This window comes from Pseudomonas sp. Bout1 (assembly GCF_034314165.1).
In the GTDB taxonomy this organism is placed as follows: Bacteria; Pseudomonadota; Gammaproteobacteria; order Pseudomonadales; family Pseudomonadaceae; genus Aquipseudomonas.
Window position 1 is genome coordinate 2,745,055 of the sequence record NZ_JAVIWK010000001.1, and the last position, 24,517, is coordinate 2,769,571.

At 62.7% G+C, this 24,517-nt stretch carries 21 protein-coding genes and 1 pseudogene; 9 read left to right on the forward strand and 13 right to left on the reverse strand.

Annotated features, from left to right (window positions below):
• A complete protein-coding gene (locus tag RGV33_RS12805) occupies window positions 1-321 on the reverse strand; it encodes a hypothetical protein (protein ID WP_322144533.1) in 321 nt (106 codons plus the stop codon).
• A 180-nt stretch (window positions 322-501) separates the two neighbouring features.
• Here RGV33_RS12805 and RGV33_RS12810 point away from each other — a divergent pair, with 180 nt between their 5' ends.
• The 6 genes from RGV33_RS12810 (at window position 502) to RGV33_RS12835 (ending at window position 7,574) form a co-directional block, all read left to right on the forward strand.
• Complete coding sequence (locus RGV33_RS12810; RefSeq protein WP_322144534.1) at window positions 502-1,428, forward strand: substrate-binding domain-containing protein; 927 nt, start codon at window positions 502-504, stop codon at window positions 1,426-1,428.
• Between the two features lie 63 nt (window positions 1,429-1,491).
• Window positions 1,492-3,000 carry a sugar ABC transporter ATP-binding protein gene (locus RGV33_RS12815; protein ID WP_322144535.1) on the forward strand — a complete coding sequence of 503 codons (1,509 nt, stop codon included), beginning with the start codon at window positions 1,492-1,494 and terminating at the stop codon, window positions 2,998-3,000.
• Window positions 2,966-3,958 carry an ABC transporter permease gene (locus tag RGV33_RS12820; protein WP_322144536.1) on the forward strand — a complete coding sequence of 331 codons (993 nt, stop codon included), beginning with the start codon at window positions 2,966-2,968 and terminating at the stop codon, window positions 3,956-3,958. Before RGV33_RS12815 ends, RGV33_RS12820 begins: the two co-directional genes overlap by 35 nt.
• A gap of 69 nt (window positions 3,959-4,027) precedes the next feature.
• Entirely contained in the window at window positions 4,028-5,107 is a 1,080-nt protein-coding gene (locus RGV33_RS12825) for an alcohol dehydrogenase catalytic domain-containing protein (RefSeq protein WP_322144537.1), read from the forward strand.
• A gap of 1 nt (window position 5,108) precedes the next feature.
• Window positions 5,109-6,641 carry an FGGY-family carbohydrate kinase gene (locus tag RGV33_RS12830; protein WP_322144538.1) on the forward strand — a complete coding sequence of 511 codons (1,533 nt, stop codon included), beginning with the start codon at window positions 5,109-5,111 and terminating at the stop codon, window positions 6,639-6,641.
• A 207-nt stretch (window positions 6,642-6,848) separates the two neighbouring features.
• On the forward strand, window positions 6,849-7,574 hold the full coding sequence (locus RGV33_RS12835; protein WP_322144539.1) for an SDR family oxidoreductase: 726 nt from the start codon (window positions 6,849-6,851) through the stop codon (window positions 7,572-7,574).
• Here RGV33_RS12835 and RGV33_RS12840 read toward each other — a convergent pair.
• The 3 genes and pseudogenes from RGV33_RS12840 to RGV33_RS12850 form a co-directional block, all read right to left on the reverse strand.
• Window positions 7,571-8,575, reverse strand: a complete 1,005-nt coding sequence (locus tag RGV33_RS12840; RefSeq protein ID WP_322144540.1) for a LacI family DNA-binding transcriptional regulator — start codon at window positions 8,573-8,575, stop codon at window positions 7,571-7,573. The two genes, RGV33_RS12835 and RGV33_RS12840, sit on opposite strands and share 4 nt — an antisense overlap.
• Before the next feature lie 51 nt (window positions 8,576-8,626).
• Window positions 8,627-9,490 carry a LysR family transcriptional regulator gene (locus RGV33_RS12845; RefSeq protein ID WP_322144541.1) on the reverse strand — a complete coding sequence of 288 codons (864 nt, stop codon included), beginning with the start codon at window positions 9,488-9,490 and terminating at the stop codon, window positions 8,627-8,629.
• 158 nt (window positions 9,491-9,648) lie between these two features.
• Window positions 9,649-9,939: pseudogene (locus RGV33_RS12850) on the reverse strand (amidase family protein); the annotation flags it as partial.
• A 973-nt stretch (window positions 9,940-10,912) separates the two neighbouring features.
• Between RGV33_RS12850 and RGV33_RS12855 the strand changes: the two are divergent.
• On the forward strand, window positions 10,913-11,815 hold the full coding sequence (locus RGV33_RS12855) for a LysR family transcriptional regulator (RefSeq protein WP_322144542.1): 903 nt from the start codon (window positions 10,913-10,915) through the stop codon (window positions 11,813-11,815).
• A gap of 3 nt (window positions 11,816-11,818) precedes the next feature.
• Here RGV33_RS12855 and RGV33_RS12860 read toward each other — a convergent pair whose 3' ends face one another.
• The 7 genes from RGV33_RS12860 to RGV33_RS12890 all read right to left on the reverse strand — a co-directional run bounded on the left by RGV33_RS12860 (window position 11,819) and on the right by RGV33_RS12890 (window position 20,270).
• The gene (locus RGV33_RS12860) at window positions 11,819-13,165 is read right to left on the reverse strand and encodes an OprD family outer membrane porin (RefSeq protein ID WP_322144543.1); all 1,347 of its coding nucleotides are present in this window, start codon (window positions 13,163-13,165) and stop codon (window positions 11,819-11,821) included.
• Between the two features lie 103 nt (window positions 13,166-13,268).
• On the reverse strand, window positions 13,269-14,621 hold the full coding sequence (locus tag RGV33_RS12865) for a citrate-proton symporter (protein ID WP_322144544.1): 1,353 nt from the start codon (window positions 14,619-14,621) through the stop codon (window positions 13,269-13,271).
• 94 nt (window positions 14,622-14,715) lie between these two features.
• Window positions 14,716-16,104 (reverse strand): amidase, encoded by a 1,389-nt coding sequence (locus RGV33_RS12870; protein WP_322144545.1) that lies wholly within the window; start codon window positions 16,102-16,104, stop codon window positions 14,716-14,718.
• Between the two features lie 136 nt (window positions 16,105-16,240).
• Window positions 16,241-17,056, reverse strand: coding sequence for a PP2C family protein-serine/threonine phosphatase (locus RGV33_RS12875; RefSeq protein WP_322144546.1), 816 nt, complete (start codon window positions 17,054-17,056; stop codon window positions 16,241-16,243).
• Entirely contained in the window at window positions 17,053-18,474 is a 1,422-nt protein-coding gene (locus tag RGV33_RS12880) for a serine/threonine-protein kinase (RefSeq protein ID WP_322144547.1), read from the reverse strand. The genes RGV33_RS12875 and RGV33_RS12880 overlap by 4 nt, the downstream gene beginning before the upstream one ends.
• A 10-nt stretch (window positions 18,475-18,484) precedes the next feature.
• A complete protein-coding gene (locus tag RGV33_RS12885; protein ID WP_322144548.1) occupies window positions 18,485-19,363 on the reverse strand; it encodes a c-type heme family protein in 879 nt (292 codons plus the stop codon).
• A 43-nt stretch (window positions 19,364-19,406) separates the two neighbouring features.
• Entirely contained in the window at window positions 19,407-20,270 is an 864-nt protein-coding gene (locus RGV33_RS12890; protein ID WP_322144549.1) for a hypothetical protein, read from the reverse strand.
• A 224-nt stretch (window positions 20,271-20,494) separates the two neighbouring features.
• On the opposite strand from RGV33_RS12890, the gene RGV33_RS12895 reads away from it, so the two are divergent.
• Window positions 20,495-21,193: a hypothetical protein gene (locus tag RGV33_RS12895; RefSeq protein WP_322144550.1), complete on the forward strand. Its 699-nt coding sequence runs from the start codon at window positions 20,495-20,497 to the stop codon at window positions 21,191-21,193.
• A 136-nt stretch (window positions 21,194-21,329) separates the two neighbouring features.
• On the forward strand, window positions 21,330-21,881 hold the full coding sequence (locus RGV33_RS12900) for a DUF3455 domain-containing protein (protein ID WP_322144551.1): 552 nt from the start codon (window positions 21,330-21,332) through the stop codon (window positions 21,879-21,881).
• Between the two features lie 78 nt (window positions 21,882-21,959).
• On the opposite strand, the gene RGV33_RS12905 is transcribed toward RGV33_RS12900, so the two are convergent.
• Together RGV33_RS12905 and RGV33_RS12910 are read right to left on the reverse strand one after the other, a co-directional pair.
• Window positions 21,960-22,529, reverse strand: coding sequence for a cupin domain-containing protein (locus RGV33_RS12905; protein ID WP_416152120.1), 570 nt, complete (start codon window positions 22,527-22,529; stop codon window positions 21,960-21,962).
• Window positions 22,526-24,481, reverse strand: a complete 1,956-nt coding sequence (locus RGV33_RS12910) for an FAD-dependent oxidoreductase (protein ID WP_322144553.1) — start codon at window positions 24,479-24,481, stop codon at window positions 22,526-22,528. The genes RGV33_RS12905 and RGV33_RS12910 overlap by 4 nt, the downstream gene beginning before the upstream one ends.
• Window positions 24,482-24,517: the final 36 nt, after the last annotated feature.

Consider the following 24,517-nt stretch of genomic DNA (forward strand, 5'->3'; position numbering starts at 1 on the left):
TTACACCTGGGCCAGCGAGGCGACAGGGCTCTTGGGGAGTGTTGGGGTTGCAGGCACAGGGGCGGCACTTGTAGCCATTGAAGGCTTCGCGTTCACTGGGAACTCTGCACGGTCTGCGAATGTTTGCTGAACGGCCGGGACGAAGACCTCGGCACTTTTTGCTGCCGATTCATCCTGGGTAACGGCAGCAGGTTTGTCCTTGGTAGCCGATTTGAGCAGCTTGTCGGCCCCAAACGCGGCGCCGCCGCTGATAGCACCCAAGCCAATCGCTTTCAGAATCGGCATGGCAATCGCCTTCAAAATATTCAATATCGCGCCCATGGTCATTCACCTCTCATCCGGGTTTTTTCACGGTCTGGATAACCGCTCGTCCCTCTGTGTCAAAAACAGCGCCAGCGGTTCCATGCCCCCTTGCGCCGATTCAATTTCCTTGCTAGCTTTTCACAAAATGTTAACGATAACATTTGCTCTAAAAATAAAAACAAAACAGAGATCCCCGCCATGAAAATGCTTCCGAAAACCCTGTGTTTGTTGGCTTTTAGCATCAATATCGGTACCGCCGGCCTGGCGTATGCCGAGACCAAACCCGCGCCCATCCGCATCGGCGCCTCCTTCCAGGAAATCAACAACCCGTACTTCGTCACCATGAAAGACGCCCTGCAGGAAGCCGGGGCGACCATCGGTGCGCAGCTGATCATCACCGACGCCCGCCACGACGTGTCCAAACAGGTCAGCGACGTCGAAGACATGCTGCAAAAGGGCATCGACATCCTGCTGATCAACCCTACCGACTCTGTCGGCGTGCAGTCGGCCGTCAAATCCGCCCACGCCGCGGGTGTGGTGGTGGTCGCGGTCGACGCCCAGGCCGAAGGCCCGCTGGACTCCTTCGTCGGTTCGAAAAACTTCGACGCCGGCTTCCAGGCCTGCGAATACCTGGCCAGGAACATCGGCAACAAAGGCAACATCGCGATCCTCGACGGCATCGCCGTAGTGCCGATCCTGGAACGCGTACGCGGTTGCAAGGAGGCCGTGGCCAAGCACCCGGACATCAAGATCGTGAGCATCCAGAACGGCAAGCAGGAACGTGACCAGGCGCTGACCGTCACCGAAAACATGCTGCAGGCCCAACCCACCCTCAAGGGTATTTTCAGCGTCAACGACAACGGTTCTCTCGGTGCACTCTCGGCCATTGAAGCCAGCGGCCTGGACGTCAAACTGGTGAGCGTCGACGGTGCGCCGGAGGCGATCAAGGCCATCCAGAAACCCGGCAGCAAATTTATCGCCACCTCCGCGCAGTACCCGCGTGACCAGATCCGCCTGGCCCTGGGCATCGCCCTGGCCAAGAAGTGGGGCTCGCAAGTACCGGCCACGATCCCGGTGGACATCACCCTGATCGACCAGGCCAAGGCCAAGGATTTCAGCTGGTAAACCGCCCGGGCCCCACGCCAGGCGTGGGGCACAGGTCATCCATCTGAATGCGAGGTCGGCGGTATGAGCAGTCTTCTGAAACTGGAAAATATTTGTAAGCGCTACCCGGGGGTGCAAGCCCTCAAGGCGATCAACCTGGAAGTGCAGCGCGGCGAGATTCATGCCTTACTCGGGGAAAATGGCGCGGGTAAATCGACCCTGATGAAGATTCTGGGCGGGGTCGAGCATCAGGACGAAGGGCAGATTCTGATCGACGGCCAGGCCCGGCAGTTTGCGACGTACCGCGATGCGATTGCCGCCGGTATTGGCATCGTGTTCCAGGAATTCAGCCTGATTCCCTACCTTACGGCGGTGGAAAATATCTTCCTCGGCCATGAGCTGAGTAATCGCTTTGGCCTGTTGCGCAAGCGCGAAATGGTCGAGGCCAGCGAGGCATTGTTCAAGCGCCTCGGCGTGAGCATCGACCTGCAATGCGCGGTCAAGCACCTGAGCGTGGCCGAGCAGCAGTTTGTCGAGATCGCCAAGGCCCTGGCCCTGGATGCGCGGCTGCTGGTGCTCGATGAACCCACCGCCACCCTTACGCCGAGTGAAGCCGAGCTGCTGTTCGAGATCATGCGCGAACTCAAGCGCCAGGGCGTGGCGGTGATTTTTATTTCTCACCACCTGGAGGAAATTTTCCAGGTGTGCGACCGCATCAGCGTGCTGCGCGACGGCGGCAATGCGGGCGTTACTGATGTGGCCGACAGCGATATCGACCGCCTGGTGGAAATGATGGTGGGGCGGCGCCTGGAATGCAGCTTTCCGCCCAAACCCAGCACCGAGCGTGGGCCGCTGTTGCTGCAGGTCAAGGACATCCAGTTGGTGCGCAACGGCCCCCACAACCACTTTGAATTGCACAAGGGCGAGATTTTAGGCTTCGCCGGCCTGGTGGGCTCCGGGCGCACCGAATTGGCCCTGGGCATGATGGGCGCGCTGCCGTCGGTGAGCAAAGACGTGTGGCTGCGCGGTGAAAAAATCACCCTGGACGACCCGGCCCAGGCCTTGGCCCATGGCATCGGGTTACTGCCCGAAAGCCGCAAGAGCGAAGGGCTGATCACCGATTTCAGCATCCGCGAAAACATCTCCCTGAACAACCTGCCCAAGTACCAGAACACCAGCGGCCTGATCGATAAGGACAAGGAGTGTGCCAGCGTCGAAGCTCTGATGCGCCAACTGTCGATCAAGGCCCCCAGCGGCGAGAGCCGGGTGTTCAACCTCAGCGGCGGCAACCAGCAGAAAGTCGTGATTGCGCGCTGGATCAACCATCACTGTGACGTGCTGGTGTTCGACGAGCCCACCCGGGGCATCGACGTCGGCGCCAAGGCGCAGATCTACGCACTGATGCGCAACCTTACCGAACAAGGCTACGCAATCATCATGATTTCCTCGGAACTGCCGGAAGTCATCGGCATGTGCGACCGCGTCGCGGTGTTCCACAAGGGCGCCATCGTCAAGGTACTGGAAGCGTCTGCCGTCAATCCTCAAGAGGTCATGCGCCATGCAACAGGGGGCTCAAGTGAATACGTCCATTAATGCCGTGGGGCCGAGCCGGCTGCGCCTGAACCTGGCGCGGTTGATTCGTTCACCGGCGTTTTATCCCTTTGTGGGGTTGCTGGTGGTGACGTTGGTGATGATCTTCGCCAGCGACAACTTCCTGACTGCCAACAACCTGTCGAACATCGCGCGCCAGGTGTCGATCAACGCGATTATCGCAGTGGGCATGACCTGCGTGATTCTTACCGGCGGCATCGATTTGTCGGTGGGGCCGGTGATGGCGTTGTCCGGCACCTTGACCGCCGGGTTGATGGTCGCGGGCTTGCCGCCGGGCCTGGCGATCGGCGCCGGGATGCTGATCGGCGTGGCCTTCGGCATCGGCAACGGCCTGTTCGTCGCCTACCTGCACATGCCGCCGATCATCGTCACCCTGGCGACCATGGGCATCGCCCGTGGGTTTGGCCTGATGTACACCGACGGCTATCCGATTTCCGGTTTGCCGGAGTGGTTTGGGTTCTTTGGCCGCGAAAGCCTGTTCGGTATTTCGGTGCCGATCCTGATCATGCTGGTGACGTACCTGGCGGCCTATGTGCTGCTGCAACACACCCGCATCGGCCGCTATATCTACGCGATCGGCGGCAACGAGGAAGCGGTGCGCCTGTCCGGTGTGCGGGCGGCGCGCTTCAAGTTGCTGGTGTACGCCATCAGTGGCCTGACCGCTGCGATTGCCGGGCTGGTGCTGACCTCACGCTTGATGAGCGGCCAGCCGAATGCCGGGGTGTCGTTTGAACTCGACGCAATTGCCGCCGTGGTCCTGGGCGGCGCCTCGATTGCCGGCGGGCGCGGGGTGATTGTCGGCACCTTGCTCGGCGCCATGCTGCTCGGCGTATTGAACAACGGCTTGAACATGCTCGGGGTCTCGCCCTACGTCCAGAGTGTGATCAAGGGCGGGATCATTTTGCTGGCGATCTTTATCAGCCGTCAGCGCCACAAGTAAACCGGTTATCTCCACGCGGCCATGGCGGCCGCGAGGGTTTCTCTCATGCTCAAGAAAGGTCAGCACATCATGGATAAGCACAACGAAATGCAGGCTGTCGTCTGCCACGGCCCCAAAGACTACCGCCTGGAACGCATCGGCAAACCCCAGGCGCGGGTCAACGAACTGGTGATTCGCATCGCCGCCTGCGGCATCTGCGCCAGTGACTGCAAATGCCACTCGGGTGCGGCGATGTTCTGGGGCGGCGATAACCCGTGGGTCAAGGCGCCGGTGGTGCCGGGCCACGAGTTTTTCGGCTACGTAGTGGAGGCGGGTGAGGGCGCCGAGGAGCACTTTGAGGTGAAGGTCGGCGACAAAGTGATTGCCGAGCAGATCGTGCCGTGTGGCAAGTGCCGCTTTTGTAAATCCGGTAAGTACTGGATGTGCGAGGTGCACAACATCTTCGGCTTTCAGAAGGAAGTGGCCGAAGGCGGCATGGCCCAGTACATGCGTATTCCCAAGACCGCCATCGTGCACAGGATTCCGGAGTCGGTGTCGCTGGAAGACTCGGCGCTGATCGAGCCGATGTCCTGCGCGATTCACACCGTCAACCGCGGGGAGATCCAGCTGGATGATGTGCTGGTGATCGCCGGTGCCGGTACCCTGGGCCTGTGCATGGTGCAGGTGGCTGCGCTGAAGACCCCGAAAAAACTGGTGGTGATCGACATGGTCGACGAGCGCCTGGAACTGGCGAAAAAATATGGTGCCGACGTGGTGATCAACCCGTCCCGGGAAAACGCTCGCGAGATCATCAACGGCCTGACCGACAATTACGGCTGCGATGTGTACATCGAAACCACCGGCGTGCCGGCGGGCGTTACCCAAGGCCTGGATTTGATCCGAAAGCTGGGGCGCTTTGTCGAGTTCAGCGTGTTTGGCGCCGAGACCAGCGCCGACTGGTCGATCATCGGCGACCGCAAGGAACTGGACGTACGCGGCGCGCACCTGGGGCCGTATTGCTACCCGGTGGCCATCGATCTGTTCGAGCGCGGCCTGGTGACGTCCAAGGGCATCGTGACCCATGACTTCGGGCTGGATGACTGGGCCGAGGCGTTTGAATTGGCCAACTCGACCAAGTCGATCAAGGTGCTGTTGAAGCCGGTGGTCTGAGATGAACTACGTGATGGGTGTGGACATCGGCACGCAAAGCACCAAGGCGCTGCTGGTGGACGGTGACGGTACGATCATCGCCCAGCACAGCCAGGGGTATCGCGTGGATACCCCGAAAGTGCGCTGGGCCGAGCAGTGGCCGCAGGTGTGGCTGGATGCGGTCGAGGCCTGCGTCGCCCAGTGCATGGCCAAGGCCGGTGTGGCGAAAGAGCAGGTCAAGGCGCTGTGCATCAGCAGCCTGTACGGCGGCTCGGGGATTGCCGTGGACGCGCAGATCACGCCGCTGCACCCGTGCCTGATCTGGATGGACCGGCGCGCGGGCGAACAGGTGGAGTGGGTGCGCGAGCACGTGGACCTGGAGCGGCTGTTCGCGGTCACCGGCAACTCGGTAGACAGCTACTACGGCTTCACCAAGATGCTCTGGCTCAAGCAGCATCAGCCGCAGGTGTGGGCCAACACCCGCTACCTGCTGCCACCCAACAGCTACATCAACTGGTGCCTGACAGGTGAGGTGGCGGTGGATCACAGCAGCGCCGGCAACATCGGTGGCGTCTACGATGTGGCCCGGCGGGGCTGGTCGGCCGAGATGCTGGCGGCGCTGGAGATTCCGTTGGCGATGATGCCGGAGCGCTTGCTTTATTCGGGGGAAGTGGTCGGTGGTTTGCTGGAGGATTGGGCCCGGCGATTGGGCTTGCAGGCCGGCACGCCGATCCTTGCCGGAGGCGTGGATGCGGCCATGGCCACATTGGCGGCCGGGGTGACCCGACCGGGCAATCATGTGGCGATGATCGGCACCAGCATGTGTTGGGGTTACCTCAATCAACAAGTGGATGCACGGCATGGGCTGGTCAGCATGCCGCATGTCTATAACGGCCACCGAGACTTGTACATCTTCGGCGGCGCGATCACAGCCGGGGCGTCGGTGAGCTGGTTTCGCGAGCAGTTCTGCCAGGCGGAAGAGCAGCGGGCGAAGGACACGGGCCAGGACAGCCTGTGGCTGCTGGAGCAGAGCGCCGCGAAAATCCCGGCGGGCAGTGAAGGGCTGTTGTTCCTGCCGTATCTCATGGGCGAGCGCAGCCCGGTGTGGGATGACCGGGCCAGCGGCAGCTTTGTCGGGCTGAACCTGTATCACAGCCGTATCCACCTGTACCGCGCGGTACTCGAAGGGGTGAGTTTTGCCCTGCGGCACAATATTGAAGCGGGCACCCGTGGGGCGCACTCCCTTGATCCACGGTTGATTGTGGTGGGCGGGGCGAGCCATTCGGATTTGTGGATGCAGATTATCGCGGACATTACCCATTACCCGGTCTACACCATCGTGCAAGAGGTAGAGGCAGCACTGGGCGCAGCGTTGCTGGCGGCCCATGCGGTGGGGTTGGTGGATGACCGGGAGATGCAGAAAGGCTGGGTGCAACTTGAACTGCGAGCGGAGCCGGAGGCGGGGAATGTCGGGGTGTATGACCGGGCGTTTGCCGAGTATCTGAAATTGTACCCGGCGTTGAAACCGGTGATGCACAGCTTGCAATTGAATTAAGCGAACACTGATCCAAATGTGGGTGCGGGCTTGCTGTGGTGAGGGGGCTTGTTGTGGTGAGCGGGCTTGCCCCGCGCTGGGCTGCGAAGCAGCCCCATCAATCTGTGGTGAACCGGGCGGGGGACAAGCCCCCTCACCACAGCAAGCCCCCTCACCACAGCAAGCCAGCTCCCACATTGGATCTTCATTGTTTCCGGGATACCTGCCATGAACGCCACTTTTGATTTTACCCACCAGCGCATCCTCGTCACCGGCGCCAGCAGCGGCATCGGCCGGGAAATCGCCCTGCAACTGATCGCCAGCGGCGCCCAGGTTTTCGCCTTGGGCCGCGACGCCCAGGCCCTGGCCCAACTCGGCTGCGAAACCCTGTGCCTGGACATCGCCAACAGCGCCGCCCTGGACCTGGCCCTGCAAGGCCTGCCGCCGATGCACGGCCTGGTCAACTGCGCCGGCATTTCCCGCCTGGAACCTGCCGCTGCCATCAGCGCCGAAGCCTTCGACCAGGTGATGAACGTCAACGCCCGCGCCGCCGCCCAGGTCGCCAGCCGAATCGCTGCAGCGATGATCGAAGCAAAGATCCCCGGCAGCATCGTCAACGTCTCAAGCCAGGCCTCACTGGTAGCGCTGGACGATCACCTCGGCTACTGCGCCTCCAAGGCTGCACTGGATGCCATCACCCGCGTGCAATGTGCCGAATGGGGCCGTTTCGGGATTCGAGTCAACAGCGTCAACCCCACCGTGACCCTCACGCCCATGGCGCAAATGGCCTGGTCGGCGCCCGCCAAACGCGACCCGGCATTGGCGGCGATTCCCCTGGGGCGGTTTGCTGAAACGGCGGAAGTGGCGCTGCCGGTGTTGTTCCTGCTGAGTGATGCCGCCAGCATGATCAGCGGTGTCAGCCTGCCGATCGACGGCGGCTACACCAGCCGCTAGCCGTTCTCCAGCTTGCCCGCAATCACCACCTTGTCCCGCGGCTTGTGCGGGTCTTCGAGGCGGTCCAGCAGCAGCCGCACGGCGCTGCTGCCGGCCAGTGACGCGTCGTGGGCCACGCAGGCAATCGGCACGCCGAAGATATCGGCGAAGGGCAGGCGGTCGATGCCGCAGATGGTCAGGCTGTCGTGGGCGATGTTGTGCATGCGCAGCGCACGCAAGGCGCCGAGGGTGATCAACTGGTTGAAACCCATGATCGCGTCCGGCGCCGAGTGCTCGGCCAGGTAGTCGAGGGTGTGCAGGTAGGAAGGCATCAGCGTGTAGTCGCCGGCGCACACCTCGACGTGCACTTGAGGGTGTTCGGCCAGCACTTCTTTCAGGCCTTTGAGGCGCTCCACGGTGATGCGCGAATGCTCGGGCCCGGTCAGCACCAGCAGGCGCTTGAGGTCTGGGGTCTGCCGCACCAGGTACTGCGCCGCCTCGATGCCGCTGTGGTAGTTGTCCAGTACCACGCGGCTGAACGGGCTGTCGTGAAGCGTGCGGTCGAGCAGCACCACCGGGGTCTTGCCGTTGCCCAGGCGCTCCAGATAATCCGGCTGGTAGCTGGGCTCGTCGGAGACCGGCGACAGGATGATCCCCGCCACGCGGTAGCCCAGCAGGGTGTCGACTGCCTTGCTTTCGAGTTCTTCCAGCTCGTCGGTGTCGACCAGCATGATGGTGTAGCCGTGCTTTTTCGCCTCGCGGGAAATCGCCTTGATCATTTCGCTGTAGAAGGGGTTGTCGACCGAGGCGGTGATCACGCCGATGATCAGGCTTTCACTGCGCTTGAGCCCGCGCGCAAAGGCATTGGGCACATAGTCCAGCTCCCGCGCCACCTCGAGAATCCGCGCCAGGGTGGCGGGCTTGACCAGGTCAGGCTTGCTCAACGCCCGGGACACCGTGATGGTGGTCATGTTGACCCGTTTGGCGATGTCGCTGATGGTGACGGACTTTTTCTTGTTCATCGGCAGGGGGAAACCAGGAGAAAACAGTAGGAGGCTAACATGGGCGCCCGATCAAATCACCGGATCCCAGCGCTGCGACCAATCCTTCTCCGCCTCCACCACGGCCCGCAGCAACCCCAGCGCCTGCTGCAAAACCGCCGAGTCGCGCTCGCGGGAATACACCAGGTACGTCGGAAAGCTGAATTCCGGCGCCTTGGGCACCCGCTGCATCACGCCGCTGTCCAGGTAGCTCTGTACCACCCGCGTGCGGAAATACCCGGCGCCGCCGTGCTCCAGGATGTACTGCAAGGCCAGCGGTCCCAGATTGAAACTCAGCGCGGCGCGGGCCTTGTCCGGCAGGGCGGCGTCGTGCTGCTGGCGAAAGCCCTGGCCCCAGTCGATATACACGTAGGGTTCGGGGCGGGCCGCCAGTTGCACCAAAATCAGTTTTTCTTCCAGCACCTGCTCCACCTGCAACCCCGGCCAGTATTGCGGTTGGAACACCAGCGCGGCGTCGAGCACGCCCAGCTCCAGTTGGCGCAACAGGTACTCGCCTTCGCGGATTTCTGTGCGCAACGCATGGCCGGGAATGTGTTCACGCAGGGCCTGGGCCCAGCCGAGCATCAGTGGGTTGCACAGGCTGACTTCGCCACCGATGTGCAGCACATTACGGTAGCCGTCGGGCAACGGCAGGTCGCGGCGTGCGGCTTCCCAGGTCTGGACAAGCTGGTTGGCGTAGACCACGAAAGCCTCGCCGTCCGGAGTGAGGCGGGCACCGGCACGGTTGCGCACGAACAGCGTGCTGTTGAGCTGGCTTTCGAGGTTTTTCACCCGGGCGGTGATTGCCGTCTGGGTGACGTGCAGCTTCTCGGCCGCGGCGGCGAGGCTGCCGCAACGGGTGATTTCGAGGAAGGTGCGTGCCAGTTCGATGTCCATGAAACCCCCGGGAGTGAATGGGGGACATTGTAGAGCGATGCGCGATTGGAATGCGATCAGTGCAGGTGCCTGGCTTTTGTGGTGAGCGGGCTTGCCCCGCGCGGGGCAAGCCCGCTCACCACAGGGTTATTGGTCAGTCGCTGAAAATTGCTTGCGCTTCAGGTTGGGGTTTTTGGGGCTTGCAGATGCTCGGTCGGGAAAGCCTTGGCATACGCCTGGCAAACCCGCAGCACCTGCTCGTCTGCAAACCGCGCGCCCACCACATGCAATCCCACCGGCAACCCGTTCGCCGCCAGCCCGCACGGCACCGACGCTGCCGGTTGCTGGGTTAAGTTGAAGGGATAGGTAAACGGCGTCCACTCCATCCATTCATCAAGGCCAGAACCCGGCGGCACGTTGTGCCCGGCCTCGAACGCGGTGATCGGCATCATCGGCGAAACCAGCCGATCAACCCGTCCCGCGCGTCCGGCTGCGCGATGGTTTGCAGCATCAACACCGAATCTTCCTAATAGGGGATTGTGGTGGGGCGTCAATGGAGGGGGTCGCTTTTGGTTTGGATGGGTCGTAAATGGGGTTGGTGTGTATATCCGTTGTTGCGGTCAGGGCTGCTATGGGTTCCGCTCTTACAGCGGGTCACTTTTGGAAAAGAGCCCCAAAAGTAACCAAAAGGGCTCTTGCCCCACCACTCGGCACCTCGCTTAGGCTCGGTGTGCCCTCAACTCCGGCAGCACGAAGCGGGCCGCCGCGACGGGGCGTCCCTGCCCCGTCGCGGCTAAACCGGCGTCCTGCCGGTTTACCCGCTCCGTACTACCTGCGTTCGGCCAGCGTGGTTGACGGGGCGCCTAAGATCAAGATCACAAGCAGATCAAGAACACAGCGGCCTACAGGCCGGCTTGAGTGTTAAAAGCCAGATCAAAAGCTAAAGCGGGCGGGCACGGTTCAAATGTGGGAGCTGGCTTGCCTGCGATGGCATCGCCTCGAGGTGTCTGAGAAACCGAGTTGCCTGCATCGCCGGCAAGCCAGCTCCTACGCCTTGCTTTTGCTTTTAACACTCAGGTCGGCTTTCAGGCCGCCGTGCTCTTGCTGTTGACCTTGATCTGCGGGCCCCGTCAACCACGATGGCCGCAAGCAGGCACGGTGGAGCGGGTAAATCGGCAAGGATGCCGATTTAGCCGCGCCGGGCCATGGATGGCCCGTCGCGGCGGCCCGCGGAGACGGGTCTGATTGCGGGCATGCCGAGCCTAAGCGAGGCACCGAGTGGTGGGGCAAAGACCTTTTGGTTACTTTTGGGGCGTTTGCCAAAAGTGACCCGCTGTAAGAGCGGAACCAATAGCGGCCGTTACCGCAACAACGGATATGCCCCTGAATGGCGCAGTAATTGCGTATGCCCAAGGAACACCCCCAGCGCAGGAACCCCAAACCATGCAACTACGCGCGTTGCGCTATTTCCACGAAGTCGCCCGCTGCGCCTCCCTGCGTAAGGCCGCCGAGCGTCTCTACGTCACCCCCACCGCCGTCAGCCGCCAGATCGAACACCTGGAACACTACTTCGGCGCCGCCCTGATTGAACGCGGCCCCCGCGGCATCCGCCTCACCGCAGAAGGCGAATGCCTCGCCGAACAAGTCACCTCAACCCTGCGCGGCCTCGACCAGGTACGCGAAGTCATCGCCAGCCGCCAAAGCCAGGTGGCCGGTAACATCAGCATCCATGTGTCAGAAAGTATCGTTTCCACCGTGCTCGCCCCAGTACTGGCAACCTTTTATCGCGCCCACCCCAAGGTCACCTTCAACATCGTGATCGCCAGCGCATCGGCCACCCTCGACGCCCTGTGCAGCGGCGAGGCAGACCTGGGCCTGGCGTTCTACCTGCAAGAGCGCGCCGACGTCGAAGTCACCGCCCACTGCCAGTTATGGCACCGGGTGCTGGTCAGCGCCGAACACCCCTTCGCCCTGCGCGAAAGCATCGAATTAAGCGAACTGGAAGGCCAACCCCTGGCAATCCCCGACTCGGCCTACGGCGTGCGCCAGGCCCTGGAAGTGGCTGCAAAAAAACGCGGTGTGACGCTCGAACCGATATTCACCACCAGCTCCCTGGAAGTGCAAAAGAGTCTCGCCCGGCAACGGGCAGCGGTGCTGATTCTGCCCCAGGTAGAAGCAGACGTACGGGACCTGGGCGATGGCCTGGTCGCCGTGCCAATTGCCGATGACGACCTTGGACGCATCCGCATCGACCTCTGCGTCTACCGCAACCGCCCCCGGTCGGTGGCGGTGCTCAAGTGCCAGGAAATGCTGGCGGGGGCGATGCAGCGGTGTTCGTTGAACTGAGCCTCAGAAGATATTGATCGGCACGTTGGCAACGAGGCGGAACTCGTCGTAGCTGCCGTCAATCTGACCGCCGCTGGCACGGTGGTTGTAGACGATGGTGCGCAGTACGGTGTTTTTCAGTTGCCCCGACTGGATCACGTAGGCCAGCATCAAGCCGTTTTCGTTGTGCTTGGCGTCGTCCAGGCCGCGCACGTTGTAGCCGGTGTTGTGGCCGTTGCGGTCGCCATCGTAGTGGGTGCCGTCGATGCCCCAGCCCTTGGCGTGCCACAGGCTGGCGGTGAGGCCGGGTACGCCGTAGGCGGCAAAGTCCAGGTCGTAGCGCAGTTGCCAGGATTTTTCGTTGGGGCCGTTGTAGTCCGAATACAGCGAGTTGGCCATGTAGTTGCCGGTGGACTCCCACACGTAGTCGAAGTATTCGTCGCCGAACACCTGTTGCCACGCCAGGGTCAGACTGTGGGCCAGGTGCGTGGCGGTGAAGGCCAGGCTGGCGGCGTTGTTGTCGATGTAGCCGAGGTTTTTCGCCCCCGAATCGCTGGTGTGGTAGTAGTTGAAGGCGGTCTTCAGGGCGATGTCGCTTTTGTCACCGATGCGGTGGGTCAGGCCGACGTAGGTCTGGTCCCACATGTCTTCAAAGCGCGACGCGTAGACGCTGGCTTCCAGCCCGTAACCCGGCTTGACCGTGGCCCCCAGGTAGCTGATGCGTGCGCCGCTGTAGGCGCGGTTGCCGAAGGTGGTGGTGAGCTTTTCGGCGCCGGTGCCGGTGCGCGGAATCGCCCGTTCGAAGCTGCCGCCCTGCACCGACAGCCAATCGAATTCGTTGCTGAACAGGCCCACGCCCTGGAAGCTGGAGGGCAGGGCGCGGTTGTCCTTGTAGCGCAGGATCGGGTTGTCGGTCATCAGCCGGCCGGCCTTGATCTCGGTGCTCGACAGGCGCAAACGCACGTCGCCCACCCCAAGGCGGCTCCAGGTGGGAATCGCATCGCCGTCACCGTCCACCAGCACGCGGTCGCCGCCATTGGCGACCTTGCCGTGGCCACGCTCCAGGTTGACCGCGCTGAAGATTCCCGCGTCCACACCCACGCCAATCAGGCCCTGGGTGTAGCCGGAGCTGTATTTGAGCATGCTGGTCTGCACCCAGGTTTCCCGCACACGGGTGGGCTCGATGCCGCCGGCTTTCTTGATGCTCAGGTGGGTAGTGCGTTTGGTGTGCTGGTTGGAATAGTAGTGACGCAAATTCAGGTCCAGGGTGCTGCCTTCAAGGAAGCCCGGTGCGCTGGCCTGAGCGTTGTCCTGAGCAAAAGCCTGGGTGCTGGAAGCCAGGGTGACGGCCAGCAAAAGACGTGGATACATGGTAAATCCCCATACAAATCAGACGTAAGGCGGCCGTCCCGGCAACGGCCCGTGGGCGTTGCCGGTCAGCAGCGAAAAGACGCGGGACAGAGGGAAGAGGTGTTCAGCGAACCGGGGCTTCTGCGAGCCGGGTTTCGCGGGCCGGGCTGCCGGGCAGCGACGGGCGGGTTTCCTTGGCGAACCAGGCAGCGGTCAGGCACACCAGGTTGGCGATCAGCAGGTACCAGACCGGTGACATGGGGTCGCCGGTGGTGCCGATCAGCCAGGTGATGATGATCTGCGCGGTACCGCCAAACGCGGCCACACCGAAGGCATAGACGATGGAAAAACCGGTGGAGCGCACGGATTTCGGGAAGCTTTCCACCAGCAACACGATCAACGCCGCGCCGCTCATGCCGTGCAGGCCCGAGAGTACCGCCAGGGTCAGCAGGAAGGTCGCCGGGCTTGGGTGCTCGGTCATCAATTGCAGGGCCGGGAACAGGATCAACAGCAGCACCACCCGGGGTGTCATCAGGATCACCCGGCGCCCGAAGCGGTCGCAGAGCATGCCGCCCGCCACCGCACACACGGCCATGGCGGCACCGGCCACCAGGGTCGAGAGCATGGAGATGCTGGTGGGCAGCTTCAGCTCGGTGAGGGCGAAGGTGGTCATGTAGTTGAGGAAGTACTGGGTGATGGTGCTGCCGGACAGGATCAGCAGCCCCAGCACCAGCGCCCGTCGGTGCTTGCCGCAGACTTCCCGCACCAGGTCGCCGGTGCTGGTCTTTTCGCCGTGGCCGTGGAAGGTTTCGGCCAGGTTGCGCCGGATGTAGATGCCGATCGGCAACACCAGCAGGCCGAATACGAACGGCACGCGCCAGCCCCAGCTGTTGAGGTCTTCCGCAGACATGACTTTGGTCAGGGTGAAGCCCACCAGCCCGGCCACCATCGCGGCCACGCCTTGGGCAACCACTTGCCAGCAGGCGTAGGTGCCGCGTTTGTGCGGTGGCGCGGCTTCGAGGATGTAGGTGGTGGCGGGGCCGGCTTCACCGCCCCAGGCCAGGCCCTGGATCATGCGGGTGACCACCAGCAGGATCGGCGCGGCGATGCCAATGGTCTCGTAGCCGGGCAATATCGCGATGCTGCCGGTGCCCACGGCCATCATCACCAGGGTCAACAGCATCGCCGGTTTGCGCCCGACGCGGTCGGCGTAGGCGCCGATCAGCACCGCGCCCAGTGGCCTTACGATAAAGCCGATACCGAAGGCGGTGACCGACAGCATCAAGCTGACGAAGGCGCTGTCGGACGGGAAAAACGTGTGGCCGATCATCACCGCAAAGGTTGCGTACACACCAAAGTCGAAAAACTCCACGGCGTTACCCAGGACCACGGCAAAGATGCTCTTTTTACCGGCGTCCGGGGACGGTGTTTCGGGTGCGTGATCAGGATCGGATCGTGTCAATTGCTCAGTGTGCATACCAGCCCCTCGATTTTAGTTATAGGTCGTCCGAGCTCCCGGCCGAGTAGGCCAGGAGCTGGCGTGTGGGTGGGCAGTTCCTACAGTGTCAAAGTCAGGAAGGATTCGGCCAGTGGTGGATTGCGCCACGCCAGCTCTCATAGGTTTTAGCGATTTGCAGCAGCCATTGATCGGCAAAACGCGGGGCGATCATCTGCAGGCCGATGGGCATGCCATCGGCGGCGAAACCGCAGTTGATCGACAGTGCGGGTTGCTCGCCCATGTTCCACGGCACGGTGAACACGATGTGTTCGAACGGCAGTTGCGGGTCGTTGCTCGGTGATGGCCATTCGGCCGGGAAGGCGTTGACCTGGTTGGTGGGGGAAAGCACCAGGTCGAGTTCGGTGAACACCTGCGCGGCGCGGCGGCGCATCTCGAAGGTCTGGTTGAAGCCCTTCACCGCTTGTACGCCGCTGATCTCGGCGCCCGGCGCGGCCCAGTCGCGGATATACGGCAAGACCTTGTCGAACTGCTCGCCGCTCAGGGCCGACAAGTCGCCCCACTGGCGGGCGCGCCAGAAATGGTCGAGGCCGTCGAGCTGCGCGCGGTCCATGATCGGCGGGACCAGCGTGACCTTGGCGCCATGGGCTTCGAACAGCCGTGCGGCTTTTTCCACCGCTTCACATACGAAGCCCTCGGGTTGCATGCCCACACCGGGTTCGAGCATCAGGCCGACGCGCAAGCCCTTGACCGACAGCGGCTGGTTGCTCCATGGCGTGGTGAGCGGCGGCAGGCTGGTGGCGTCGCGTGCATCCGGGCGGGCCAGGTGTTGCATCAGTAGCACGCAGTCGTCGACGGTGCGGGTCATGGGGCCGGCGGTGCGGCCGGTGTAATACGGGTCGATGGGGATGCGCCCCAGGGTCGGCTTGAATCCCACCAGGCCACACCAGGCGGCGGGCAGGCGCACCGAGCCGCCGATGTCGGTGCCCACGTGCAGCGGGCCGTAGCCGGCGGCGGCCGCAGCGGCGGCGCCGGAGCTGGAGCCGCCGGTGTTGTTGGCGGTGTTCCAGGGGTTGCGGGTGATGCCGTGGAAGCTCGACAGGCCGGAAGACAGCATGCCGAAATCCGGGTTGGTGGTCTTGGCCAGGATAATCGCGCCCGCGTCACGCATACGGGCCGCAGGCGGTGCGTCCTTGAGCGCCGGGGTCAGGCGGGTGGCGGCGCTGCCGAGGGGAATGGGTACGCCTTCGGTGGCGATCAGTTCCTTGAGGGTCACCGGTACGCCGTCAAGGGGGCCGCTGGGTTGGCCCTTGTTCCAGCGTTCGGTGGAGGCTTGGGCCTGCTGGCGTACCTGTTGCGGGTCGAAGGCGTAGAGCGCGTTGATCTGCGGCTCCCAGCGGTCGATATGGGCCAGGAGCTGGTCGTAATAGTCGATGGGCGCGAGTTGCCGGCTGGCGAATTGCGCCAGCAGTTCAGCGGCCGTAAGGGTGTGCAGGTCAGTCATCGAACGCTTCCTTGTGATGGGCCGGCTGGCTCATGGCGGGTTGCAGTAGGGATGACTATATAAACCCGAGTGTGGCGCGGCCATCACATTCGGTGCAGTTCAGTGTTGCGTTTTTGTGTGCACTGAATAAGTGCCCTCAGTGGTCGTAAAATGCCAGCAACACGGTCACGTTGTCCCGCCCGGCGTACTCCACGCTCAGGTCCAGCAGGCGTTCGCAGGCGGTTTCCAGGGAGTGGCGGGTCGCCGCAGCGAGTACCTGGGTGATTTCCTGATGCGGCACGCAGCCATGCAGGCCGTCGCTGCACAGCATCAGCATGTCGCCGGGCAGCACCGGGTGCACGCGTATCTGCGGTTCGACCCGTGCTGCCGGCCCGATGGCCTGCAATAACAGGTTGCGCGCCGGCAGGCGGTCGACCTTGCCGGCTTCCAGCGCCTGCTGGTACCAGGTCTGGTCGCGGGTCAACAGCGCCAACTCGCCGTCGCGGTAACGGTACAGGCGGCTGTCACCCACATGGAAGACCAGCAGCGGGCCTTGGTCTTGCGGGCGCCACAGGCCGGTCAGGGTGGTGCCCATGCCATTACCTTCGCTCATCTGCCGGGCGACGTTGCGGGCGTACACCTGGGCGTTGACCTGGTCGATGGCGTCATGCAGCACGCTCACTGCCTGCATCGCCGGGTCGGACCAGGTGGCATCGGGGTCGCTGGAGCAGGCCGGCGCGCCGGTGGCGTGAGCCGCCAGATGTTCACGCAGGCAGGTCAGGGCCAGCGTACTGGCCAGGGCGCCGGCTTCATGGCCGCCCATGCCGTCGGCCACCGCCAGCAGGTGCAGGCCGGTATCCAGCAGAAAGTTGTCTTCGTTACTCTCGCGTACCGGGCCGACGTCGCTCAGGCCGCAGGCAAGCGCCGTGGCGAGGCGGTGCTGGCCGGGGCGGCTGAGGCTGGAATCGGTCATGGGGTGGGCTCAAAGCTGTGGAGGAAGGCGAGGCGCTGGGCCTCGTTCTCGATGTGTTCGGCCAGGCGTTGCAGGAACGGCTGGCGCAAGGGCGTGGCGCGGGCCGCACGGCTGACGACGATGCGTGCGATAGGACCAATCAGCACGGCCAGGCGGCGTTCGGCCATTTCGCTGAAGGCGGGGTCGATCTCGGGTTCGATAGCCTGGGTGGGTTCGCGGAGCAGCGTCACCACCGTTGGTTCGCTGATGATTGCCGGGGCAGCTGTGGGTGGGTTCAAGCGCTGGAACAGCGACTGGCTGGCGCTGGCAAACTGTTCGCGGCCGCGCTCTGAAGGAATATGCGGCAGCAGCGCGGCACAAATCGCCTCGAAATCTTCCGAGGCGTTCAGGCTCTTCCGCACCAGGAAACGCGCCAGTGGGCCGATCTGGTGGGACAGCAGCGACTCCAGTTCCGGCATCACTGCGCGTTTCCACGGGGTCAGGGTTTCCAAGGGCTCCGTGGCCACCGTCGGGGTGAGTACAGCGCTGGCCAGGGGCGTGTTGGGGCGCATCAGCACAGTGCGGTCGTCGTCGATCTCGGCGTTGATCCAGGTGCCGGTGGTGGTGCTGCCGATCAAGCCTTGCAGGTCGTCGAGAAACGCCTGGGCCGAGGGATAGCGCTCGCTCGGGCGCTTGGCCAGGGCGCGTACGATCACGCCGTCCAGCGCCGGGTCGAGGGTCAGGTTGAGGCTGGATGGCGCCACCGGCGTCTGGTTGAGGATCTGCTGCATGACCATGGTGGCCGAACCGGAAAACGGTCGCTCGCCGGTCAACAACTGGTAGAGCACGATGCCCGCGGAGAATACGTCCGAGCGCCCGTCGATCAGCTCGCCGCAGAACTGTTCCGGAGACATGTAGCTGGGGGTGCCGATCATCGAACCGGTCTGGGTCAGTGTCGAGGAGTCGAGGCGGGCCACGCCGAAGTCGGTGACCTTGACCTGGTCGTCAGCGGTGATCAGCAGGTTGGCCGGCTTGATGTCGCGGTGCACCACGCCCTTGGAGTGGGCGTATTCCAATGCCTGCAGCAACTGGCGCATCCAGCCCAGGCTGTGGCTCAGGTCGCGGGGTTTTTGCGCGGCCAGCAGGGTGTTGAGCGGCGTGCCTTCGACAAACTCCATGGCAATGTAGGCCGAACCTTCGTCCTCGCCGTAGTCGTAGACCGCGACGATGTTGGGGTGCATCAGCCGTCCGGCCGCCTGGGCTTCGTTCTTGAAGCGGCTGACCAGTTCGGCGTGATGGCTGTCGCCGAACAGCTCCTTGCGGATCGTCTTGAGCGCCACGGTGCGTGCGATGTGCGGGTCGAACGCCTTGTACACCGTGCCCATGGCGCCTTTACCAAGCACGCTGTCGATGCGGTATTTGCCGAGTTGTTCAAGCATGGTGGTGTACCTACTCCTCAAGCATCTTCATGGCGCTGGCAAGGCTGGTGCGCATGCGCCCGAAGGATTGGCCCAGGCGTGCCAGTTCATCGTTGCCGCCGACGTCCATCGGCGGCACCTCGGTTTCACCCAGGCTGACCCGGTCGGCCAGGGCCGACATCTGACGCAGGCGCCGGGTGACAAACAAGTGCACCGCCACGTTCAAGGCCACCAACAGCACCGCGAAAATCCCCAGCATCGACAGCATGTAGCTGTGCAGCATGCTGTTGGCCCGCTGCAACGGCAGGGCCAGCGGTACCGAGACCAGTTGCGCGCCGATGGTGTCGTTGAGTTTCCAGCCAAAGCCGTTTACCGCGCCGTAGATGTCGACCATGGTCTTGGGCGCCGCGTCCGGGGTGCTGTGGCAGGCCAGGCAAGCGCCGTCCTTGATCTGGATCGGCCGCGCGATGTACAGCGATGGGCCATTCTTGTCGCTGCGCTCACCCACCAGTTCATCGGCGCCGGGTTGGCTGCGCAGGTTGTTGATCAGGCTTTTTTCCCAGTCGTCGGCCAGGTCCCGCGGGTTTGTGGGGTTGAGGGTGGCTTCCTTGTAGGCATAGTCCGGGTAGGACTTGAGCAGTTCCTGCAGGTGCGAGATGGCGGCAAAGTCTGGCACCGATTGCGCCAGGAACTGGAACTTCAGGCGGTTCTCCAGCAGCGGCACGATCTGCTCGGCGGTGTAGGTGCTGGCGGCGGTGGCCGAGCGCATCAGCAGGCGCGCGGTTTCCAGGGTTTCCCGGCGCGCGCTTTGCTGCAGCATGTAGTTGGTGGCGACGCTGGTCGCGATAAAGCCAACCACGAATACGGCGAGGAACACCACGTTGAATTTTACCGCGAGCGACAGTTTCATAAGGCCCCTTGGGTGCAGGCGAGGTTGAACGACGAGCAGGCCGTTAATGATAATTTTTGCGGCGTTCCAGGCGCAGCAGTTCAATCTCCCACTCCAGCACGCCGCCACGGTTGGTCTTCACGGCCTGGCGAAACGCCGGGTCTGTGAGGCGCGGGGCGAAACGGCTGGCGAGCATTTGCTGGCTGAGGTTCAGCGGGCTGACGACCCAGGGCGCGATGTCGTCGTAGGTGACGTCGCGTTCTTTTTTCAGTGCGGGTGCGGTGGCGGTTTTTTTACCCAGCGCCACCAACGGATCGAGGAAGGGCCGAGGCAGGGCGTCGACAAATGCCTGTTCTGGTCGTGCGACGGTTTTGAGAGGCGCATCACCAGCACGTTGGGCAAAGTCTTCGTGGTTAAGGGTGAGTGTGCGGCTGGCCTTGCCATGGCTGTCCAGTTCGGTAACGGGCTGGCTGCCGTCTTCGACGAACATGTCGGTTTGACGTGGCCCAACGTGGACCACGCTGGCGCTGTTGGTAACGTTGAACGCCAGCCCTTGGGCGTGGACCGCCAGGCTGGCGTGGGCGTTTGTACTCGTGGGCTGCAGTTTCAACCAGCCATTGAGCAGGTTGATTTGCGCCGCCTTGCTGTTGGTGGCAATCAGAATTCGCGTGTCGGGCCCCAGGGCAACAATGGCCGGCGCCAGGCCTTCGATCTGGATGCCGGCGGCGCCGGTCTGCAGAATGTCACCGCCTTGAAGATGCGTGCCTGCGCCCACGGTGTAGAGGGTGGTTGCGCGAATCAGGTGCAACGGCTTTTCCGCAAAGGAAATCACCGCGATATTGGCCGGGGCCGCGAGCACGTGCGGCAGTTGAAGCAGCCCGGCGAGCAATAGGAGTATCGAGAGTTTCTTCACGTGGGCGCCAGTCATCGAGCGAGTCGGGGTTGCGTGCGCAAGGCATCGCAGGGCCGCAGGCTAACCGTTGTGAGTGCTTGGGAATAAGGCAATTTTACGTATGGAAGTGGCTGGATCCGATTGAGCAAAATCATGGAATAAAGCGCCGGGGGAGGGTGTTCTTCTTATGGTTTCGCGTGATTCAGGCAGCCTCTATTGCTGACGTGAGACTGATGAATTCTCTCTCGTCAGGAGCACCTATGACCACCCAGTGCATGAACGCTTTTTCCTCCACCAAGCTCTTCCTGCAACAGAACTTCATGACCGCCAAGCGCATCCCCTCGGGGTTGATCACGGGCATCAATGTATTTGATGTGAACGACCACAAAGCTGGCGGTTACCGCCTGGCAACCCTGGATAAGCCCGGGGAATACGGCAAGATCGAACGACCGCTGATGGGCCATTGGGTACCCCAGGGCAGTTTTTGCGACATCCCGGCCAACCCGGGCGCCACCGGCTACGTGTTCACGCCGGACTTCAGCGGTTGTTCGATCCTGATCGACCATATCGATGACACCACCTACCGGGTGTACCACGTGCAGGGCGGCAGCGATTACCTGAACAAGGAATACCTGAGTCGCTTCGATGGCCATGGCCTGGGCTTCGCCACGGCGATGACCTTTGATGACTATGGCGAGGATGCCTACCCCCGCGGCTTTGCATTCATGAAGTTCGAGGAAGGCCGCTGGTGGATTTATTTCCAACGCCAGAACGGTGTGGGGCTGAATTTTTCCAACAGTAAATTCCAAATGAATGGCGCGCAAACCGTGCGCGGCGGCGGGCGCATACCGGTGCCCAATCTCAAGCGCGAATCTCCACGCCATGGCGTTGTGCACAGCGGCAAGGCGCTGCCAATGCCGGCCAGCCGGCTTACGGAGCTCAAGGTTGAAGTCTGGTAATGCCCCGGTTGAAAAAATAATCGGGAATAAAAACTGATGGCCAATTGTTCATCCTGCAGACGCTGACAATTGATCCCAGACGGACTTCAACATGATTGCACTGACTTTTCTTAAAACTCTCCCTGGCAGGCGCGTGATGAGCAGCACCGACCCTGATGTTGTGGCACGCCGTAACCGCCTGGCGCTGCTGGCGTTGCAAGTGATTGGCATGGCCGTGCTGATCGCCTGTGCCATCGATGCCCAAAGGGCACAAGCACAGGACTTGCCTGACCCGTTGAACGGCGACGCCAAAACGATCCTGTTGACCGTACGCGCTGAAGGTGTACAGATTTACAACTGCGCCAAGGACAACAATGGCCAATTGACCTGGCAGTTTCGCGAGCCGCTGGCGACCTTGATGGTCAACGGCAAGACAGTGGGCCGGCACTTTGCGGGGCCGACCTGGGAACTGAATGATCGCAGTGCGGTGGTCGGCAAAGTGGCTGCCCAGGCGCCGGGGGCAACGGGGCGGGACATTGCGCTGTTACGCCTGGACGTGGTGAGCCATCAAGGGGTTGGCGGGTTGTCTGCGGTGGTGGCGGTGCAACGGCTGCATACCGAAGGTGGGGTGTTCAGCGGCAGTTGTGAGCACGATGGCGATCTGCACGTGGAGCCTTACCGCGCCGACTACCGTTTTCTAGGCCAGTAGTTACTCCGTTTCACCCCGGGCAGCGGCGTACCAGCGTCGCCAGTTCCCGTAGGCAACGTCTCCATCCACACCTGCGGTCTAAAACGTCGGCGGCGTAATCACCCAAATTACCACCGCATCCACCTTTCCGGGGTTGCCATACCGATGGGGCTCACTGCTGGGGAAGCTGAAACTGTCCCCTTCATTTAGCTGAAAATGCCGCTCGCCCACCCACAACTCGAATTTGCCACTTAGCACGTAACCCGCTTCTTCACCCTCGTGGCTATAACTCTGTTGGCTATAGGTGCCCGGCGGGAAACGCGAATGCAGCATTTCCAGCTGATGGTTGGGCAGGGGCGTCAGCAACTGGTCGACGATGCCGTCCTCATAGTGAATGCTCTGGCGATTGTCCTGCCGCACCACAAACCCTTCGTCTTCCACTGCGGGCGTGGTTTCACTGGCAAAAAACCACTGGATCGTCACGCCCAGGCTACGGGCGATATTGAACAGCGCCGGGATCGAGGGGTAGGCGAGGTTCCTTTCCAACTGGCTGATGTAGCCGGCCGTCAGCTCGCTCAATTCGGCGAGGGCTGTGAGGGTCATGCCCCGGGCCTTGCGCAGGCCACGGATGCGGGTGCCGAGAAACAGTTGTGGCGGTTGGTCGTTCAAATGTCCCACGCTACCTTTAGTCCTTCATAAATTGCCTCTTCGGCGGTACGCGGCGCCAGGCAATCGCCGATGCGCCGGAACGCCACCAGGTCTTCCAGTTCTGCGCCCAGAGTGTCCACTGGCTGATGGCCCTGGCACAACACCAGGGTGTCGATATTTTCCAGCAGCATCGGCTCGCCGCTGGCGGTGTGTTGCAGGTACACGGTGGTGTCGTCGCAGCCGTACAAACGGGCGTAAGGGATGATCGCAATGCCCAGCCGATGCAGTTCGCCAGCCAGTTGATCACGCACGTACAACGGCAGGTTTTCGCCGCAATGGGTGCCGTTCACCGCCAGTTGCACCTGATGGCCGGCGCGGGTCAGGCGTTCGGCAATGCCCGGGCCGATCCAGTCACAACGCCAATCCACCACCACCACCGAACGGCCCAGCGGGACTTCATCGCGCAGCACTTGCCAGGCGTCCACCACCTGCAATTCGCCGCCGCGTTCGAAAGCCGGCCAATAGGGTTCGGCGCCGGTGGCGATGATCACCAGGTCGGGTTGTTCGCGTTCCACCAATGCGCGGTCGACGCGGGTGTTGCGTATCACGCGCACCCCGGCCAGTTCCATCTCGCGTTGCAGGTTGGTGCTGGCGCCGCCGAACTCGCTGCGCCGTGGCAGTAACTGTGCGAGCAGTACCTGGCCGCCCAACTGGGCACTGGCTTCATACAAGGTCACCTCATGCCCGCGCTGGGCCGCCACCGCAGCGGCTTTCATCCCTGCCGGGCCGCCGCCAGCCACCATGATTCGCTTGCGCCGCAGTGCTGGTTGCAGTTGGCCAAACTGCAACTCGCGGCCGGTCTCTGGGTGTTGTATGCAAGAGATCGGCAAACCTTTGTGGAAGTGGCCGATACAGGCTTGATTGCAGGCAATGCAGGCCCGTACATCCTCGGCATGGCCGCTTGAGGTTTTGGCTGGCATTCGCGGGTCGCAGATCAATGCGCGGGTCATGCCGCACACATCGGCCTGGCCACGTTGCAGCATCAGTTCGGCCTCCTGTGGCTGGTTGATGCGCCCGGTGACAAACAGCGGAATCGACAGGCTGGCCTTGAACGTTGCGGCTTCGGTCGCCAGGTAAGCCGGCGCAATAGCCATAGGCGGCACGATATGGATCGCACCGCCGAGGGAGGCCGAGGTGCCGGCGACGATGTGCACATAGTCCAGCTGTGATTGCAGCTGTTGCACGGCGGCCAGGGAATCATCTTCGGTCAGGCCTTCGGGGTCGCGCTCGTCGGCAGAAATGCGCAGGCCGATGATGAAATGCTCGTCGGTTTCGGCCCGCACGGCGGCGATGATTTCCCGCAGGAAACGCAGGCGTTGTTCAAGCTCGCCGTTGTAGCCGTCGGTGCGGCGGTTCACCCGAGGGTTGAGAAATTGCGCCGGCAGGTAACCATGGCTGGCGACCACTTCCACGCCGTCAATCCCGGCCTGATACAGGCGCCTTGCCGCAGCGCCGTAGCCTGCGACGATCTCGTCGATCATTGCCTGGTCAAGGGCACGGGGCATCACCCGAAACCGTTCATTGGGAACCCCGGAGGCCGAGTACGCCACCGCCAGCAAACCGTCGGCAGACTCCATGATTTCCCGCCCCGGATGGAAAATCTGTGACAGCACTATGGTGCCGTGGGCGTGGCAGGTGTCGGCCAGTTGGCGATAGCCGTCGATGCAGCTGTCATCGGTCGCCATCAGCACATGGGAGGTGTAGCGGGCACTGTCATGCACCCCGGCCACTTGCAACACAATCAGCCCCACACCGCCCTCGGCGCGTGCCCGGTGGTAGGCAATCAACTGCTCGTTGACCCGGTTGTCGGTGGGCATCGAGGTGTCGTGCCCGCTGGACATGATGCGGTTTTTCAGGCGTTTGCCGCGCAGGACCAATGGTTCAAAAAGATGCGGGAAGGCATGGGGCGACATGGTGCGGATACTCCAGGCGCTGTTGTTATTATTTTT

Excerpts from the sequence above, each read along its gene's own strand:
- RGV33_RS12805 (WP_322144533.1), bottom strand. The coding sequence starts at position 321 with ATGGGCGCGATATTGAATATTTTGAAGGCGATTGCCATGCCGATTCTG.
- RGV33_RS12810 (WP_322144534.1), top strand. The coding sequence starts at position 502 with ATGAAAATGCTTCCGAAAACCCTGTGTTTGTTGGCTTTTAGCATCAAT.
- RGV33_RS12815 (WP_322144535.1), top strand. The coding sequence starts at position 1,492 with ATGAGCAGTCTTCTGAAACTGGAAAATATTTGTAAGCGCTACCCGGGG.
- RGV33_RS12820 (WP_322144536.1), top strand. The coding sequence starts at position 2,966 with ATGCAACAGGGGGCTCAAGTGAATACGTCCATTAATGCCGTGGGGCCG.
- RGV33_RS12825 (WP_322144537.1), top strand. The coding sequence starts at position 4,028 with ATGGATAAGCACAACGAAATGCAGGCTGTCGTCTGCCACGGCCCCAAA.
- RGV33_RS12830 (WP_322144538.1), top strand. The coding sequence starts at position 5,109 with ATGAACTACGTGATGGGTGTGGACATCGGCACGCAAAGCACCAAGGCG.
- RGV33_RS12835 (WP_322144539.1), top strand. The coding sequence starts at position 6,849 with ATGAACGCCACTTTTGATTTTACCCACCAGCGCATCCTCGTCACCGGC.
- RGV33_RS12840 (WP_322144540.1), bottom strand. The coding sequence starts at position 8,575 with ATGAACAAGAAAAAGTCCGTCACCATCAGCGACATCGCCAAACGGGTC.
- RGV33_RS12845 (WP_322144541.1), bottom strand. The coding sequence starts at position 9,490 with ATGGACATCGAACTGGCACGCACCTTCCTCGAAATCACCCGTTGCGGC.
- RGV33_RS12855 (WP_322144542.1), top strand. The coding sequence starts at position 10,913 with ATGCAACTACGCGCGTTGCGCTATTTCCACGAAGTCGCCCGCTGCGCC.
- RGV33_RS12860 (WP_322144543.1), bottom strand. The coding sequence starts at position 13,165 with ATGTATCCACGTCTTTTGCTGGCCGTCACCCTGGCTTCCAGCACCCAG.
- RGV33_RS12865 (WP_322144544.1), bottom strand. The coding sequence starts at position 14,621 with ATGCACACTGAGCAATTGACACGATCCGATCCTGATCACGCACCCGAA.
- RGV33_RS12870 (WP_322144545.1), bottom strand. The coding sequence starts at position 16,104 with ATGACTGACCTGCACACCCTTACGGCCGCTGAACTGCTGGCGCAATTC.
- RGV33_RS12875 (WP_322144546.1), bottom strand. The coding sequence starts at position 17,056 with ATGACCGATTCCAGCCTCAGCCGCCCCGGCCAGCACCGCCTCGCCACG.
- RGV33_RS12880 (WP_322144547.1), bottom strand. The coding sequence starts at position 18,474 with ATGCTTGAACAACTCGGCAAATACCGCATCGACAGCGTGCTTGGTAAA.
- RGV33_RS12885 (WP_322144548.1), bottom strand. The coding sequence starts at position 19,363 with ATGAAACTGTCGCTCGCGGTAAAATTCAACGTGGTGTTCCTCGCCGTA.
- RGV33_RS12890 (WP_322144549.1), bottom strand. The coding sequence starts at position 20,270 with ATGACTGGCGCCCACGTGAAGAAACTCTCGATACTCCTATTGCTCGCC.
- RGV33_RS12895 (WP_322144550.1), top strand. The coding sequence starts at position 20,495 with ATGACCACCCAGTGCATGAACGCTTTTTCCTCCACCAAGCTCTTCCTG.
- RGV33_RS12900 (WP_322144551.1), top strand. The coding sequence starts at position 21,330 with ATGAGCAGCACCGACCCTGATGTTGTGGCACGCCGTAACCGCCTGGCG.
- RGV33_RS12910 (WP_322144553.1), bottom strand. The coding sequence starts at position 24,481 with ATGTCGCCCCATGCCTTCCCGCATCTTTTTGAACCATTGGTCCTGCGC.